General features: G+C 69.2%; 11 protein-coding genes. 6 read left to right on the top strand and 5 right to left on the bottom strand.

Features of this window, described 5'->3' with window-relative positions; translation table 11 throughout:
- Positions 1-738: 738 nt before the first annotated feature.
- From argF to ACEZHJ_RS11055, 3 genes are all read right to left on the bottom strand, one after another.
- Positions 739-1641, bottom strand: a complete 903-nt coding sequence (gene argF / locus ACEZHJ_RS11065) for an ornithine carbamoyltransferase (protein WP_163139067.1) — start codon at positions 1639-1641, stop codon at positions 739-741.
- Positions 1642-1808: 167 nt separating this feature from the next.
- Positions 1809-2393, bottom strand: coding sequence for a superoxide dismutase (locus ACEZHJ_RS11060; RefSeq protein WP_018717971.1), 585 nt, complete (start codon positions 2391-2393; stop codon positions 1809-1811).
- Between the two features lie 215 nt (positions 2394-2608).
- Positions 2609-2842, bottom strand: a complete 234-nt coding sequence (locus tag ACEZHJ_RS11055; RefSeq protein WP_018717972.1) for a hypothetical protein — start codon at positions 2840-2842, stop codon at positions 2609-2611.
- 177 nt (positions 2843-3019) lie between these two features.
- Between ACEZHJ_RS11055 and ACEZHJ_RS11050 the strand changes: the two genes are divergently transcribed.
- Positions 3020-3907, top strand: coding sequence for a PHP domain-containing protein (locus ACEZHJ_RS11050; protein ID WP_163139068.1), 888 nt, complete (start codon positions 3020-3022; stop codon positions 3905-3907).
- Between the two features lie 13 nt (positions 3908-3920).
- Here the strand turns inward: ACEZHJ_RS11050 and ACEZHJ_RS11045 are convergent, their stop codons facing one another.
- Complete coding sequence (locus ACEZHJ_RS11045; protein WP_163139069.1) at positions 3921-5834, bottom strand: ATP-binding cassette domain-containing protein; 1914 nt, start codon at positions 5832-5834, stop codon at positions 3921-3923.
- Between the two features lie 98 nt (positions 5835-5932).
- On the opposite strand from ACEZHJ_RS11045, the gene ACEZHJ_RS11040 reads away from it, so the two are divergent.
- The gene (locus ACEZHJ_RS11040) at positions 5933-6919 is read left to right on the top strand and encodes a serine/threonine protein kinase (RefSeq protein WP_018717975.1); all 987 of its coding nucleotides are present in this window, start codon (positions 5933-5935) and stop codon (positions 6917-6919) included.
- Positions 6920-7618 (top strand): M48 family metallopeptidase, encoded by a 699-nt coding sequence (locus ACEZHJ_RS11035; protein ID WP_163139070.1) that lies wholly within the window; start codon positions 6920-6922, stop codon positions 7616-7618. It abuts the gene before it with no gap.
- A 356-nt stretch (positions 7619-7974) separates the two neighbouring features.
- On the opposite strand, the gene typA is transcribed toward ACEZHJ_RS11035, so the two are convergent.
- A complete protein-coding gene (gene typA / locus ACEZHJ_RS11030; protein WP_163139071.1) occupies positions 7975-9798 on the bottom strand; it encodes a translational GTPase TypA in 1824 nt (607 codons plus the stop codon).
- A 474-nt stretch (positions 9799-10272) separates the two neighbouring features.
- Here typA and ACEZHJ_RS11025 point away from each other — a divergent pair, with 474 nt between their 5' ends.
- The 3 genes from ACEZHJ_RS11025 to ACEZHJ_RS11015 all read left to right on the top strand — a co-directional run bounded on the left by ACEZHJ_RS11025 (position 10273) and on the right by ACEZHJ_RS11015 (position 15373).
- Positions 10273-11313, top strand: coding sequence for a YCF48-related protein (locus ACEZHJ_RS11025; protein ID WP_163139072.1), 1041 nt, complete (start codon positions 10273-10275; stop codon positions 11311-11313).
- Positions 11306-13750, top strand: coding sequence for an RND family transporter (locus tag ACEZHJ_RS11020; RefSeq protein ID WP_375036501.1), 2445 nt, complete (start codon positions 11306-11308; stop codon positions 13748-13750). Before ACEZHJ_RS11025 ends, ACEZHJ_RS11020 begins: the two co-directional genes overlap by 8 nt.
- 156 nt (positions 13751-13906) lie before the next feature.
- The gene (locus tag ACEZHJ_RS11015) at positions 13907-15373 is read left to right on the top strand and encodes a DUF1302 family protein (protein ID WP_163139073.1); all 1467 of its coding nucleotides are present in this window, start codon (positions 13907-13909) and stop codon (positions 15371-15373) included.
- Positions 15374-15385: the final 12 nt, after the last annotated feature.

Raw genomic sequence — 15385 nt, 5'->3', positions numbered from 1 at the left:
GGTTCGCGGCCGATCTGGCGGGATGTCGGCTTCCGGGATCATCCGACCTAAGGTAGGGGCGGGTTACCGGGGTTTCTGGCGGGAATACGTTGCGGTACGCCGGGGGGGTATTCCGGGGGTGTTGTTTCTTCGGTTTTTTGTTGTTTGTTTGTTTTTTTTTTGGGCGGGGGTTTTTGGGGGGGGTGCGCGGTTGCGGGGCCCACCCCCCCTACGGTAGGGGCGGGTTACCGGGTTTGCTGGCGGGAATCCTTTGCGGAACGCCCGTGGAGTAGACCGGCGTTGTAGGTTGGCTGCTCCCGGCAGCCAACATCCCGTCCTGCGGTGCCGGCGACGTCGACCGCCTTGAGCGGCCGACCATACGCCCCCGGCGTGCGCGCGCTTCGCCGGCGGGGCAACGCCAGGATGGCCGCCTCGGGGGCGGTCATGCGCAGGCTCGTCCACATCCGCTTCGGCGTCATCAAAAAACAGACACCGGATACCCCGCAAATCGCTTGATACGCGAGACGGTATCTACGGCAGAGGCCGATCCGCCGCGATCCCGGGCAGGCAGGTCGCTCCTGCCAGCCTACGGCGATCATGGATCGTCCCGGTGCGTCGGGGCGCATGGCCGGTCACCGCGCCGGGGACGATCATTCCCTCAGCCGCCGTAGGTCGTGCGCCGAAGGCGTGCGACATCCCGGATCAAGGCCAGCGGACGTCGTCGGGCACGGGCCGTTGCCGTCGTCCACCGGCCCACGATCATTCCTTCAGCAGCAGCAACTCAAGCAGTGCCTTCTGGGCGTGCAGGCGGTTCTCCGCCTCGTCCCACACCACGCTCTGCGCTCCCTCCAGGACCTCGGCGGTGACTTCCTCGCCGCGGTGTGCGGGCAGGCAGTGCATGAACAGCGCGTCCTCCGCGGCCTGCGCCATCAGTCCGGCGTCCACCTGGTAGGGGCGGAACGCGGCGATGCGCTCCTGCTGCTCGGCTTCGAAGCCCATGCTTGCCCACACGTCGGTGACCACGAGGTCCGCGCCGGTCACCGCCGCCGCCGGGTCGGTGGTCAGGCTGATGCGGTCGCCGTCCACCAGGGACGGATCCGGGGCATAGCCCTCGGGGGCGGCAATGCGTAGGCGGAAGTCGAACAGCCGGGCGGCCCGCATGTAGGACAGGCACATGTTGTTGCCGTCGCCGAGCCAGGCCACCGTGCGGCCGCGGATGTCGCCGCGGTGCTCGAAGTAGGTCTGCAGGTCGGCGAGCAGTTGGCAGGGGTGGGCGTCGTCGGTGAGGCCGTTGATTACCGGCACGCGGGAGTGGTCCGAGAAGCGGGTCACCGTGTCATGGGCGCTGGTGCGGATCATCACCGCATCGACCATGCGCGAGATCACCCGGGCGGTGTCCTCGATGGGCTCGCCGCGGCCGAGCTGGGTGTCCCGCGGCGAGAGGAACAGCGCCGAGCCCCCGAGCTGGGCCATGCCCGCCTCGAAGGACACGCGGGTGCGTGTCGACGATTTCTCGAAGATCATGCCGAGCACGCGGCCGGTCAGCGGTGTGTGCACCGCGCCGTCCGCGTGCAGCCGGCGCAGCTCGGAGGCGCGCCGGAGGATGCCGAGGAGCTCTTCCGGGGTGCAGTCGTCCAGGGTCAGGAAGTGTCGCGGCTGCATGCTCGTCCTGCCTCGCTGTCTGTCCCGCCAGGGGATCGGCCCGGGGCGTCCCTTCGCCTGCACAGGGCCCGGGTGACGAAAATAAAAAAGGCAGCCACGGCGCGGCTGCCTTGCAGGCGATTATAGGGAGACGCCGGCGGGGCGGCAAGCCGCCCCGCCGCGGTCTGTCAGCCGCTGAAGTTGCGGTTGACGAACTCCCAGTTGATGAGGTTCCAGAACGCCTCGAGGTACTTCGGCCGCGCATTGCGGTAGTCGATGTAGTAGGCGTGCTCCCAGATATCGCAGGTCAGCAGCGGGGTCACGCTGGTGTCGGTGACCGGGGTATCCGCGTCGTCGGTCTCGCGGATCTCGACGCGGCCGTCGGCGGTCTTGACCAGCCAGCCCCAGCCGGAGCCGAAGTTGCCGGCGGTCTTCTCGTTGAACTCCTTCTTGAAGTCCTCGAAGGAGCCGAACGCCTGGTTGATCGCCTCGGCGACCGGGCCCGTGGGTTCGCCACCGCCGTTGGGGCTCATGGAATTCCAGTAGAAGGTGTGGTTCCAGACCTGGGCGGCCTGGTTGAACAGCCCGCCGCTGGCCTTGCGGATGATGTCCTCGAGGGGCATCTGCTCGAATTCCGTGCCCTCGATGAGCGCGTTGGTCTTGTCCACGTAGGCCTTGTGGTGCTTGCCGTAGTGGTACTCCAGGGTCTCCTGGGAGATGTGGGGCTCGAGCGCGTTCATCGCGTAGGGGAGTTCGGGCAGTTCGATCTTCATCTTGCAGCTCCTGTGCTTGGATTGCTTGTAGCGCCCCGCGCAAGCCGGGACGGATGGATCGCTCTTTATGGTGCCGGTCTGCCGCGCGCGGCGGCGATGACGGTGTGTCGTCGCAGTCTAGTCAGCCGGGCTGACGCGAGGCAACACGCGTCCGGGAAGGTGGGGGCGGGGAAGGTCGAGTTCAAGCCCGCCCGGAGGCGGGCTTGATTCGCAGGTCAGTGGCGGGTGAGCTGGTCCCGCAGGTTGGCAAAGGGCGTATGGGTGGCGTGCCAGTCGGAGCCGTTCTCGCTGGCGGAGGCGGTTTCGGTGTAAGAAGCCTCCGCGGACTGGCCGGGCAGACCGTCGTCCTCATGGACCTCGGCCCAGGCGTCGGCGACCAGATGCTCGAAGCGACTGCCCTGGATGTCGTGGTCCTGGAGCTTGCGGGGATCCCAACTCTTGATGGCCATATTTGCTGTCCTCCACTGGGGTGTTCCCACTGACAACGGTAGCCAACGCCGCCGGGGCCGTCATCCCGGTCCCGATGAGCGTGAACGGGGTTCATCGGGACGCCGTGTTGCGTGAAACCGGGGTGTGGCAGACTGGTTGGTCCGCCGTCCGGCGGCAGTAACCGGGAAAGGCGCAAAATGGGCGTATTGTCCGCCATCGATCTGCACTGCCACAGTCTGGCCTCCGACGGTGCCCTGGCACCGGCGGAGGTGGTCGCGCGAGCCGCGGCAAACGGCGTACGGGTACTGGCACTGACCGATCACGACACGGTGGCCGGTCTCGATGAGGCGGGCGCCGCCGCGCAGCGGCATGGCGTCGAGCTCGTGCCCGGGCTGGAGCTGTCGGTGACCTGGGCCGGCGGCGACCTGCACGTCGTGGCCCTGGGGGTGGACCCGACGCACCCGGCGCTGACCCGGCTCCTCGACGGCCAGGTCGCCGCCCGCGACGACCGGGCGGCCCGGATCGCGCACAAGCTCGAGCGCGCGGGGGTGGACGGTGCCCTGAACGCGGCCCGGGCGGAGGCCGGCGAGGGTGCCATCGGGCGCGCGCATTTTGCCCGGGCGCTGGTGGCCCGGGGCGTGGTGGACTCCCACCAGGCCGCCTTCCGGCGCTATCTTGCCCGGGGCCGGCGGGCGTATGTGGGCTCGGGCTGGGTCGCCATGACCGAGGGTATCGAGGCCATTCACGCCGCCGGAGGACGCGCGGTGCTCGCCCACCCGACGCGCTACGGTCTCACCGCCACCAAGCTCAGCCGGGCGTGCACCGCCTTCGCCGAGGCCGGGGGCGACGGGATCGAGGTGGTGGTGGGCGGGGGCGGGCCCGGCGACCTGGACGCCGCGCGCTCACGGGCGTTGCGCCTGGGGTTGACGGCGTCGCTGGGCTCCGATTTCCACGAGCCCGCTCAGCGCTGGCGCGAGCTTGGCCACCTGCGCCCGCTGCCCGGCGAGCTCGTCCCGGTCTGGCAGGGCTGGGACCGGGTCGAGGTGCTGACCGACGCCCGCGGTCTGGCGCGCCAAGCCATTTGAGGCGGCAGCCGCGTCAGGCCTCGCCGCCGGCCTCCAGCGTCTCCCAGCGTCCGTAGGCCTCGCCGAGCTCGTCCTCGAGCCGGGCGAGCGTCTCCTTCAGTTCGGCGATGCGCTCGCCGTGATCGCCCTGGTAGAGCGCGGGGTCCGCGAGGGCCTGCTGGGTCTCCTCGATCTCCCCCTCCAGCGTCTCGATGCGCGCGGGCAGGGCGTCGAGCTCGCGCTGGTCCTTGTAGCTGAGCTTGTTGCGGTTGCGGCGTCCGCCGCGCTGCTCCGATGACGCCGCCGGGCGGGCGCTTCGGCCACCGGCGGGGGCCTGCTCCGCGGTACGGCGGCGTTCGTGCTCGGCCCAGTCGCTGTAGCCGCCGACGAACTCGGTGATCCGCCCGCCGCCCTGGAATACCAGCAGGCTGGTGACCGTGTCGTCCAGGAACCGGCGGTCGTGGCTGACCAGCAGCACGGTGCCCTGGAAGGCGGCGATGCGCTCTTCCAATAGCTCGAGGGTCTCGATGTCGAGGTCGTTGGTGGGCTCGTCCATGACCAGCACGTTCGCCGGCTCGGCGAACAGCCGCGCGAGCATCACCCGGCTACGCTCGCCGCCGGAGAGCGAGGCCACCGGGGTGCGCGCCCGTTCCGGGGCGAAGAGGAAGTCCCCCAGGTAGCTGATCACGTGGCGGCGCCGGCCGTTGACGGTGATCTGCTCGCTGCCGCCGGCGACGTTGTCGATCACGCTGGCCTGCTCGTCCAGGGTGCTGCGGTGCTGGTCGAAATACGCCACCTCGAGGTTGGTGCCCCGGCGGATCCGGCCGCTGTCCGGCTCCAGTCCGCCGAGGAGCAGCTTCAGCAGAGTGCTCTTGCCCACGCCGTTGGGGCCGACCAGGCCGACGCGGTCACCGCGCATCAGCAGTGTGGAGAAGTCCTTGACCACCGGGGTGCCGTCGTAGGCGAAGTCCACGTGCTCCGCCTCGGCGACCAGGCGCCCCGAACGCTCCGCCTCCTGGATGGCGATACGGGCCTGGCCGGTGCGTTCACGGCGCTGGGCACGCTCGCGGCGCATCGCCTGAAGGTTGCGTACCCGGCCCTCGTTGCGGGTGCGCCGGGCCTTGATCCCCTGGCGGATCCAGCGTTCCTCCTGGGCGAGCTTGCGGTCGAATTCGGCGTTGGCCTTCTCCTCCGCGGCCAGCGCCTCGGCCTTGCGCCGTTCGTACTCGGCGTAACTGCCCGGCCAGCTCGTCAGCCAGCCGCGGTCGAGCTCGACGATGCGCGTGGCGATCCGTTCGAGAAAGCGCCGGTCGTGGCTGACCACCACCATCGCGCAGTCCAGCCTGGTGAGGAAGTCCTCCAGCCAGTCGATGGTGGTCACGTCCAGGTGGTTGGTGGGCTCGTCGAGCAGCAGCACGTCCGGTGCCGAGACCAACGCGCGGGCGAGGAGCACACGGCGGCGCAGGCCGCCGGAGAGCGCCTCGAACTCCGCGTCCGCCGGGAGCGCCAGGTGTTCGAGCACGGCGTCCACGCGGTACGCCGTCTGCCAGGCCTCGGCCGCCTCCAGCTCGTCGTGCAGGCGCTGCAGGAGGGTCTCGGCGCCGGACTCGCCCCGGGCCATGGCGGCGGCCGCGTCGTGGTGGCGGCGCAGCAGTGCGGCGGCCTCGCCGAGGCCGTCGGCGACCACGTCGAACACCCGGCCGGCGGTGCCGGCGGGGACCTCCTGGTCGAGGGTGGCCACGCGCAGACCGCGGCGGGTCTCGCGCTCGCCGTGGTCGGGCTGAAGTTCGCCGGCGAGCACGCGCAGCAGGGTGCTCTTGCCGGTGCCGTTGCGGCCGATCAGCGCCACGCGCTCGCCGGCGTCCAGGGTGAACCCGGCGCCGTCGATGAGCGTGCGCGGGCCGAGGGTGACGGTGGCGTCTCGCAGTTGTAACAGCATGGTGCGCATTCTACGCGCCCGGCGACGGCGAGCGTTACCGCCGCGGGCGTTGCGCGTGCCGCACCGGCCCGGCATGCTGGCGGTCCGGTATCAGCGAGGCGAGGGCGATGAGCGAACAGGCCGACGATCATCCCTACACCCGCCTCGGCCCGGATACCGTGCTGGACGCGCTGGAGTCCGTCGGCTTCGAGGTGGATGGCCGCCTGCTCCCGCTCAACAGCTACGAGAACCGGGTCTACCAGGTGGGCATCGAGGATCAGCGCCCGGTGGTGGTGAAGTTCTACCGCCCGGAGCGCTGGAGCGAGGCGGCGATCCTCGAGGAGCATGCCTTCGCCGAGGCCCTGGCCGCCGCCGAGATCCCCGTGGTCGCGCCGATACGCCACCGCGGCGAGACCCTGCATACCGTCGCCGGTTTCCGCTTCGCGGTGTATCCGAGTCGCGGCGGGCGCGCCCCCGAGCTCGACGACGCGGACACGCTGGAGTGGCTGGGGCGCTATCTCGGGCGCATCCACACCGTGGGCGAGGCGACCACGTTCCGCCACCGGCCGCAGCTGGACCCCGGCACGGCGGCGACGGCGCGGGAGTACCTGTTATCGGGCGGCTGGATCCCGGACTATCTCCGCGACGCCTACGAGAGCGTGACCGCGGAGCTGGTCACCGGCATTGACGCCGCCTTCGAGCGTGCCGGCGGCGTCGCGTCCATCGCCATCCACGGCGACTGCCACCCCGGCAACATCCTCTGGACCGAGGCGGGGCCGCACATCGTCGACCTGGACGACTGCTGCACCGGGCCCGCGGTCCAGGACCTGTGGATGCTGCTCTCCGGCGACCGCGCCGAGATGACCGGCCAGCTCTCCGACATCCTCGCCGGCTACGAGGACTTCCGTGACTTCGACCGCCGCGAGCTCAACCTGGTGGAGGCGCTGCGCACCCTGCGGGTCATGCGTTACGCCGCCTGGCTCGCCCAGCGCTGGCACGACCCGGCGTTCCCCCGGGCCTTCCCCTGGTTCGCGGAGCAGCGCTACTGGGAAGAACACCTGCTGGGCCTGCGTGAGCAGCTCGCTGCCCTGCAGGAGCCGGTGCTGGTGGTCTGAGTGCTGCCGCGCACGCTCACCGTCGGCGAGACGGTCATCCCGTTGCGGCGGCGCGTCCAGCGCCGGCGCACCATCGCGCTGCACCTGCTGCCCGGGCCGGTGCTGGAGCTGCGCCTGCCCCGGGGCTGTCCCGAGGCGGTGGTGCGGCGGTTCCTGGACAGCCGCCGGAGCTGGGTGGAGCGCGCGCTGCCGGGGCTGCCCGTGCCGCGGCGGCTGGAGGAGGGGGCTCCGCACCCGGTGCTCGGCGTGGAGTACCCGCTACGCCTGGAGCGTGCGGGGCGCTACGGGGGTGAGGTCCGCGACGGGACGCTGCGGCTGACGCTGCCGGGGCTGGACGAGGGCCGGGTGGCGGAGGCGCTGCGGCGCTTTTACCGGACCCGGGCGGAACGGGTCTTCGCCGAGCGGCTGTCACACTGGTGCGACCGTCTTGCCCACTGGCCCATCGGCCAGCCGGGGCTGCGTCTGCGGCGGATGCGCCGCCGCTGGGGGAGCTGCTCCCGCAGCGGCGAGGTGACCCTCAACGTGCGTCTCGTCGAGCGCGACGAGGCGCTGATCGATCTGGTGGTGGTCCACGAGCTCTGCCACCTGCTCGAGTTCAACCACTCCCGGCGCTTCTACGCCCTGATGGACGAAGCCCTGCCGGACTGGCGGGCGCGCTCCGAGGCGCTCGATAGCGGGGCGTTGGGGCCGGACGTCTGAGCCGGGCGTGGTTCTGGACAGGCCGTGCCGGTTTCCGGCCACGTTGCGCGGCTCGGCTCCGTCTCTGGCCCGGCCGTCGGCTGTCGTCGCTGAGCCGCCGCGCCTGCATGTTCCCGGAGCGGAAGACCGGCAGGTCGTGCACGGCCGCGGGCCGTGTGCGACGTCCTCAATGACCGAGCGGGATGTCGCACGCCTGCGGCGCACGACCTACAGCAGAGGCCCGGGGCGGTGACCGGTCACGTAGGTCGGCTGCTCACGGCAGCCGACATTCCCCGTGACGGACTCGACGCTTCACCCGGGGCCGGCCTCCCGCACCGGGATCCCGGGCCGGTTGGCCGGTACGGTTGCCACCGGCCTCAGCCGTTGCTCACCTTCTTGGAGGCGCGCTTGCGCTCGTTCTCGGTGAGCAGCTTCTTGCGCAGGCGCACGGCCACCGGGGTGACCTCGACGAGCTCGTCGTCGTCGATGAACTCGAGCGCCTGCTCCAGCGTGAAGCGTGTCGGCGGGGTAAGGATGATGTTCTCGTCCGAGCCGGCGGCGCGCACGTTGGTGAGCTGCTTGGCCTTCATCGGGTTGACGACCAGGTCGTTGTCCCGGTTGTGGACGCCGATGACCATGCCCTCGTAGACCTCGTCGCCCGGGCCGATGAGCATCTCGCCGCGGTCCTGGAGGTTGAACAGGGCGTAGGCGATGGCCTTGCCGGGGGCGTTGGCGATCATCGCGCCGTTGATGCGCTGGCCGTAATCGCCGGTCTTCACGGGCCCGTAGTGGTCGAAGACGTGATACATCATCCCGGTGCCGGAGGTCGCGGTGAGGAACTCCGTGCGGAAACCGATCAGCCCGCGCGCGGGGATAGTGTAGTCCAGACGCACGCGGCCCTTGCCGTCCGGGAGCATGTTGGTGAGCTCGCCGCCGCGCTCGCCGAGCTTCTGCATCACCGCGCCCTGGTAGTCCTCCTCGGTGTCGACGGTGAGCTGCTCGTAGGGCTCCTGCTTCACGCCGTCGACCTCGCGGACGATGACCTCGGGCCGGGAGACGCCGAGCTCGTAGCCCTCGCGGCGCATGTTCTCGATCAGCACCGCCAGGTGGAGCTCGCCACGGCCGGAGACCCGCAGCTTCTCCGGATCGTCGGTCTCCTCGACGCGCAGGGCGACGTTGTGCTGGAGCTCGCGCTCGAGGCGCTCGCGGATCTGGCGGGAGGTGATGTACTTGCCCTCGCGCCCGGCGAACGGCGAGGTGTTGACCTGGAAGGTCATGCTCACTGTGGGCTCGTCCACGGTGAGCGCCGGCAGTGCCTCCGGGGTCTTGGGGTCGCAGAGGGTGTCGGAGATGTGCACGCCGTCGATGCCGGTGAAGGCGATGATGTCGCCGGCCTGGGCCTCGTCCACCTCGACGCGCTCCAGCCCCAGGAAGCCGAGCACCTGCAGCAGGCGGGCGTTGCGGCGGTTGCCGTCACGGTCCACGACGGCAAGCTGCTGGTTGGGGCGCACCCGGCCACGCTTGATCCGGCCGATGCCGATCACGCCGACGTAGCTGCTGTAGTCCAGCGAGCTGACCTGCATCTGGAACGGCCCCTCGGGGTCCACCGTGGGGGCGGAGACGCGGTCGCGGATGACCTCGAACAGCGGGGTCATGTCGCCCTCGCGGGCCTCGGCATCCATGCTGGCGTAGCCGTTGAGCGCCGAGGCGTAGATCACCGGGAAGTCGAGCTGGTCGTCGTCCGCGCCGAGGTTGTCGAACAGGTCGAAGGTCTGGTCCAGCACCCAGTCCGGGCGCGCGCCGGGCCGGTCGATCTTGTTGATCACCACGATGGGGCGGAAGCCCTGGGCCAGCGCCTTCTGGGTGACGAAGCGCGTCTGCGGCATCGGTCCGTCCACCGCGTCCACGAGCAGAAGCACCGAATCCACCATGGAGAGCACGCGCTCGACCTCGCCGCCGAAGTCGGCGTGGCCGGGAGTGTCGACGATATTGATGCGGTACTCGCCCCACTGGATGGCGGTGTTCTTCGACAGGATCGTGATGCCGCGCTCGCGCTCCAGGTCGTTGGAGTCCATGACGCGTTCCGGCGCGTCTCCCCGGGTGGCCAGGGTGCCGGACTGCTGCAGGAGCTTGTCCACGAGGGTGGTCTTGCCATGGTCCACGTGGGCGATGATGGCGATGTTGCGAAGCTTGTCGATCACGTTGCCGGGGGCCTCGGTGCCGCAGAATGGGCGCGTATCTTCAGGTATTTGCGCGCGCCTGTCGAGGGTCGTCGACGCCACCGGCCGGTATTCCCCGTGTCCCGCCCCCTTACTGCCGTTCCCGGCTGGGCCGGAATGATTTTATTGCTCAGATGTTGACGTCTAAAAATTTTAGGTATTAGATAAAACCATAAAGATTCGCTGGCGATTTGCTCGAAATTTATCGCCACATTCGGTCGGGCACTGATGCCCGGGGACTGTCCCGCCCCGGCGGCCCGCCGCATATAACGACAAGCACGATCCCCGTGGCACCGAATCCATGGCGGAGTGGAGGAGACAACATGGCCCTGTCCCGTCCGCACGGCGCCTGCCGTGCCCCCGTGTGTCTGTCCCGGCCCGCGTCGCCGGCACGCCGAGCCGTGCCTGTCGCCGGCTGAGTCCCCGCCGCCGCACTCACCCCGATCCGGAGGACACATGGCCAGACAGCACATCGCCCATGCACTGGAGATAGCGCTCTCGGCGCTTATTCTCGCCGGACTGTTCTACGTCGCCTTCTTCGTGAAGCCGTCAGTGGAGGTCCCGGACGTTCGACGCTCGGCGATCGAGCCCCGCGACAATTTCTACGGCGTCGCCTCGCCGGGGGACGACGGTGCCGTGGTCTGGGCCGCCGGGCGGGCGGGCAAGATCATCCGCAGCGACGACGGCGGTGAGCACTGGCGTGCCCAGGAGACCCCGGTGTTCCACCACATCCAGGATATCGCCGCCTGGGACGCGGATACCGCGGTCGCCGCAGGTGACCAGGGCACCGTGCTGATCACGCAGGACGGCGGCGGCCACTGGCGCTCGGTGGACGCGCCGACCCGGCCCCGGGGCGGCAGCCAGTTCCTGCGCGTGCGCATCGACACGCAGGACCGGGCCTGGATCACCGGGACCATGGGCGTGCTGCTGGTCAGCGGCGACAACGGCCGCAGCTGGCGGCTTACCCACCCGAAACAGGACATTGGCTGGAACGACGTCACCGTGGCCCCGGACGGGACCGTCTGGCTCGTCGGCGAGTTCGGCACGATCAAGCGTTCCGGCGACGGCGGCGCAAGCTGGCAGGCGGTGGATTCCCCCACCGATTCGAGCCTGATGTCCGTGACCTTCTCGGACACCGACCACGCCGTCGCGGTGGGGCTCTCCGGGACGGTGCTGACCACCTCGGACGGCGGCGCGCACTGGCAACGCCGTCAGGCCGGGACCGGGGCACACCTGTTCGACGTCGCCTGGGACGGGGCGCGTTACCTCGCCGTGGGCAACGGCGGTGTCCTGGTCACCGGGAGCGCGGACGGCGGGAGCTGGAAGGCCGGGTCGATCGCCCCGGGCGATTTCGGTTGGTACACGGAGGTGACCCCGGTGGCCGGCCACACCTATATCACCGGCCAGACGCTGGGGACGCTCGCCGACGGGCGGTGGCGCGCTTTCCGCGGCCGGCCGGCCCCGGGCAACGATGAGGAGGCCTCCCGTAATGGTTGAGCGTATTGCCAGGGCGTGCATCCGCCACCGGGTGGTGTTCATGGCCGTGATGGTGGCGGTGACGGCGGTGATGGGCGTGTTCGCCACGCGGCTGGACGTGCGCACGATCTTCACCGACCTCCAGCCCGCCGGGCACCCGTATATCCAGACCAACGAGCGCTACAAGGAGACCTTCGGCGGCGCCAACTCGGTGACCATCATGGTGCGGGTGGACGAGGGGGACATATTCCGGCTCCCGGTGCTGCGCACGATCCAGCAGATCACCCGTGACCTTCAGCAGGTCGACGCGGTCAACCAGTTCCAGATCGTCTCGCTGGCCACCAAGAAGCTCAAGAACGTGCGCGCCTCGACCTACGGCATCGAGTCGCTGCCGCTGATGTGGCCGGACCTGCCCGAGGACGAGGAGGGCGTGAAGGCCCTGCGCAAGGCCGTCATCGCCAATCCGACGGTCTACGGCCAGTATGTGTCTCGGGACCTCAAGGCGGCGGTCATCACCGTCGATTTCATTGACCGGCTCATCGATTACGACAAGGTCTACCCGCAGCTCGAGAAGGTCGTGAACCGGGCCCGCCGCGACGGGCTGGAGGTCCGCATGGTCGGCCAGCCGGTGCTTGCCGGGCTGGTGATCGAGCACTTGCCGGAGACCCTCCGCATCGTCGGCATGATCGTGCTCGCGATCGCGCTGATTCTCCTCATCGCCAAGGGCACGCTGCGGGGTATGCTGCTGCCGCTGGTCTCCAGCGCGGTCACCGGCGTGTGGGTGCTTGGCGCGATCAGCCTGCTGGGGATCAACCTGGACCCGCTGGCGATCGTGATCACCTTCCTGATCTCCGCGCGGGCCATTTCCCACGCCGTTCAGCTCAATGCCGGCTTCGACAATGAACGCCGCAACGGCGTGCTGGACGCGCGCCGGGCCGCGGAGGTCACCCTGCACAAGCTCTTCCGTCCCGGCCTGCTGGGCCTGGCGACGGATGCCGGCGCCATGCTGGTGGTCGCGCTCACCCCTATCCCGCTGCTGGAGAAGGCGGCGGTCATCGGCGCGATGTGGATCGGCGCGATGGTGATCGGGACGATCGTCATGATCCCGGTGGCGTTGTCGTGGGTGCGCGCCGGTCACGAGCGGCGGCTCGTGGACGTGGGCGCGGATGGCGCGATGACCGCCTTCCTCGGGGGCTGCACCCGGCTGACCACGCGACGGGGCAGTGCCCTGGCCGTGCTCGGTGTGGCGCTGCTCGTGCTCGCCCTCTCCGGCTGGTACGCCCGGGACATCAAGGTCGGCGACGCCAACCCGGGCTCGCCGATCCTCTGGCCGGGGTCCGAGTACAACCAGGCGGATGCCGCCATCAACGAGCGTTTCCCGGGCAGCGACCGCATGTTCGTCGCGGTCGAGGGCGAGAAGGAGAACACCCTCAAGCGCCCGGACGTGCTGCGCAATATCACGCGCTTTCAGGCCTACATGGAGGCGCAGGACGGCGTCGGCGGTACCCAGTCCCTGGCCGACGTGATCCGGCCGGTCAACATGATCCTCCACGAGGGTAACCCCCGCTATTTCAAGATCGGCGACAGCAAGATGGTGAACGGGGAGATCCTGTTCATCGCCCTGTCCGGATCGGACCCGGGGGATATCGCCCGCTTCGCCGACACCAAGTACCGCAACGGCGCCGTCCAGATGGCGTTCCGCAACCACCAGGGCGACACCATCCGCACGGCGGTGCAGGCGGTGAAGGACTTCGCTGACGAGCACCCGGTGGAGGGCATGCACTACCGGCTCGCGGGTGGCCTGATCGGTGTGCTCGCTGCGGTCAACGAGGTGATCTTCTCCGGCCAGATCCAGAGCATCGCGCTGGCGTTACTGGTGCTCTTCACCTTCTGCGCGCTGGCCTACCGTTCGCCGCAGGCGGGGCTGTTCTTCCTGCCGCTGGTGGTGCTGTCCAACACCATCACCTTCAGTTTCATGAGCTGGCAGGGCATCGGCCTGAATGTGAACACCCTGCCGGTGGCGGCTCTCGGTATCGGTCTGGGCGTGGACTATGCGTTCTACATCGCCGACCGCATCCGCGAGGGCTACGCCCATACCGGCAGCGTCGAGCGGAGCATCCGCTTCGCGCTGCTGACCGCCGGCCGCGGCGTGATCATCACCGCGGCGACCATGATCGCCTCGGTGGTGCTCTGGTACTTCTTCTCGTCGCTGCGTTTCCAGGCCGAAATGGGACTGCTCATCGCGCTGTGGATGAGCGTCTCCGCCATCAGTGCACTGGTGGTCATCCCTTCGATGATCTACCTGATCCGCCCCCGTTTCATCTTCGGCGTCGCCGGCGATGCGGCCGCGCCGCAGGACGGTGAGGTGCGTGCCGCCGAAGGCGCGGTTACGGCGTGGGAGGCCGACGTGACGGCGGAGACCGGGAGGACGCCCGCGCGTGCCGCCGCCCGGCGGTGACGCGATGGCGTGGCGGTGGTGGAGGGAGCCGCCGCCGGTACGAGCCAGGAGAGGGAGAGTGAGCCGCAGTGATGCCGGGCACCGGCGGGGGCGTCCCGCCTCGGCGCTGCGGGAGACAACGACACGGGAAATACCGGAACAGGGGAGACCACAACGATGAAGGCATCAAAACGGTGGATTGCGCCGGGGGTGGCGGGGGTGGTGCTGCCACTGTCGCTCGGGTTTGCGGGAACGGTATCGGCGGCCGAGATCGGCGGATTCGACGTCAACGGCTACGTCCGCGAGTACCTGAGCTGGAACCTCGACGACGTGTCCGAGACGTCGGCAGACGACAAGGGGGATCTGTCGATGGCCCGTACCACGGCGCTGCTGCAGGCACGCGGCGACGTCGGGCCGGCACGGGTGACCGCGATAGGCCGCGCTACCTACGAGGGAATGACCAACTACCTCGACCGCCTCGAGGACAGTACTGCCCGGACCGGGGAGCGCGCCGACTTCCAGGACGAGCTCAACGAGCTCGAGATGCGGGAGTTCTATGTCGACCTCAACCCCACGGACCGCGTGTTCATGCGGCTCGGCAAGCAGCAGGTCGTGTGGGGCGAGACCGACTTCTTCCAGGCCATGGACGTGGTCCACGGCTACGATCAGTCGTGGCGCTCATTCCTGGAGCCGGAGAACGAGAACTGGCGCAAGCCGCTGACGCTGGCCAACGTCAACGTCCGGGTCCCGGAGCTGACCGGCGAGCTGCAGCTGCTTTTCCGTCCAGGCTGGGATGCCGGGGAGCAAGTGGGCAATACCTACGACCTGTTCGGGGGGCGATGGGCGGGGCTCGGCAACCGCGGCTTCAACACCCAGGGCATCTTTCCGATCGAGTACCACCACGAGAAGGGCGACACCAACGATCCGCACTACGGCTTCCGCTGGTCCGGGGCGTTCGGCGAATACGACGGCATCGCCTACAGCCTGAATTACTACCACACCCAGGGGCAGAACCCGGTCCTGTATCCGACCACGCGGCCCGATGCGCCCAACAACCTGGCTTTCGTCTACCCGGAGATCGACATCTTCGGCGGGACCCTGAGCGGCTACATCCCGGGCATCGACAGCGTTTACCGTGCCGAGCTGGCCTACGTGCCCGACCAGCCCTACAACAACTTCAGCCTCGGCGTCACTGAGCACGACACCTACCGGCTGATGCTCGGCCTCGACACCAGCCTGCGGCTGCAGAATATGTTCGGCACCAGCAACTCCAGCACGCTGAGCCTGCAGGCGTTCAACACCTATATCGACGGTCACAGCCAGGACCGTGACGATCCGGAGGCCGTGCGTAACTCGTTCGGCAGCACCGAGGACGAGAACACCACCTGGCTGACCGGCATCCTCACCCTGCCGTACCGCCACGACACCATCACCGGTCAGCTGGTGCTCGTTCACGACGCCAGCAACGGCGGAGGTGTGGTGGTGCCGTCGGTGGAATGGCAGATCGGCCGCCACTGGCGGATCAAGCACGAGCTGGATCTCTTCTACGGCGGTCGCCACCAGGGCAGCAGCGGGGGCAACAGCCTCTTCGGTTCCTTCGACGGGGCCGACCAGTTCTACACCCGGATCACCTACCAGTTCTGACAGGCCCCCGGG

Source organism: Arhodomonas sp. KWT2 (assembly GCF_041949875.1).
Taxonomy (GTDB): Bacteria; Pseudomonadota; Gammaproteobacteria; order Nitrococcales; family Nitrococcaceae; genus Arhodomonas; species Arhodomonas aquaeolei.
The sequence above is the reverse complement of the archived record's forward strand: the minus strand, read 5'-3'. Positions and strand labels throughout refer to the sequence as shown.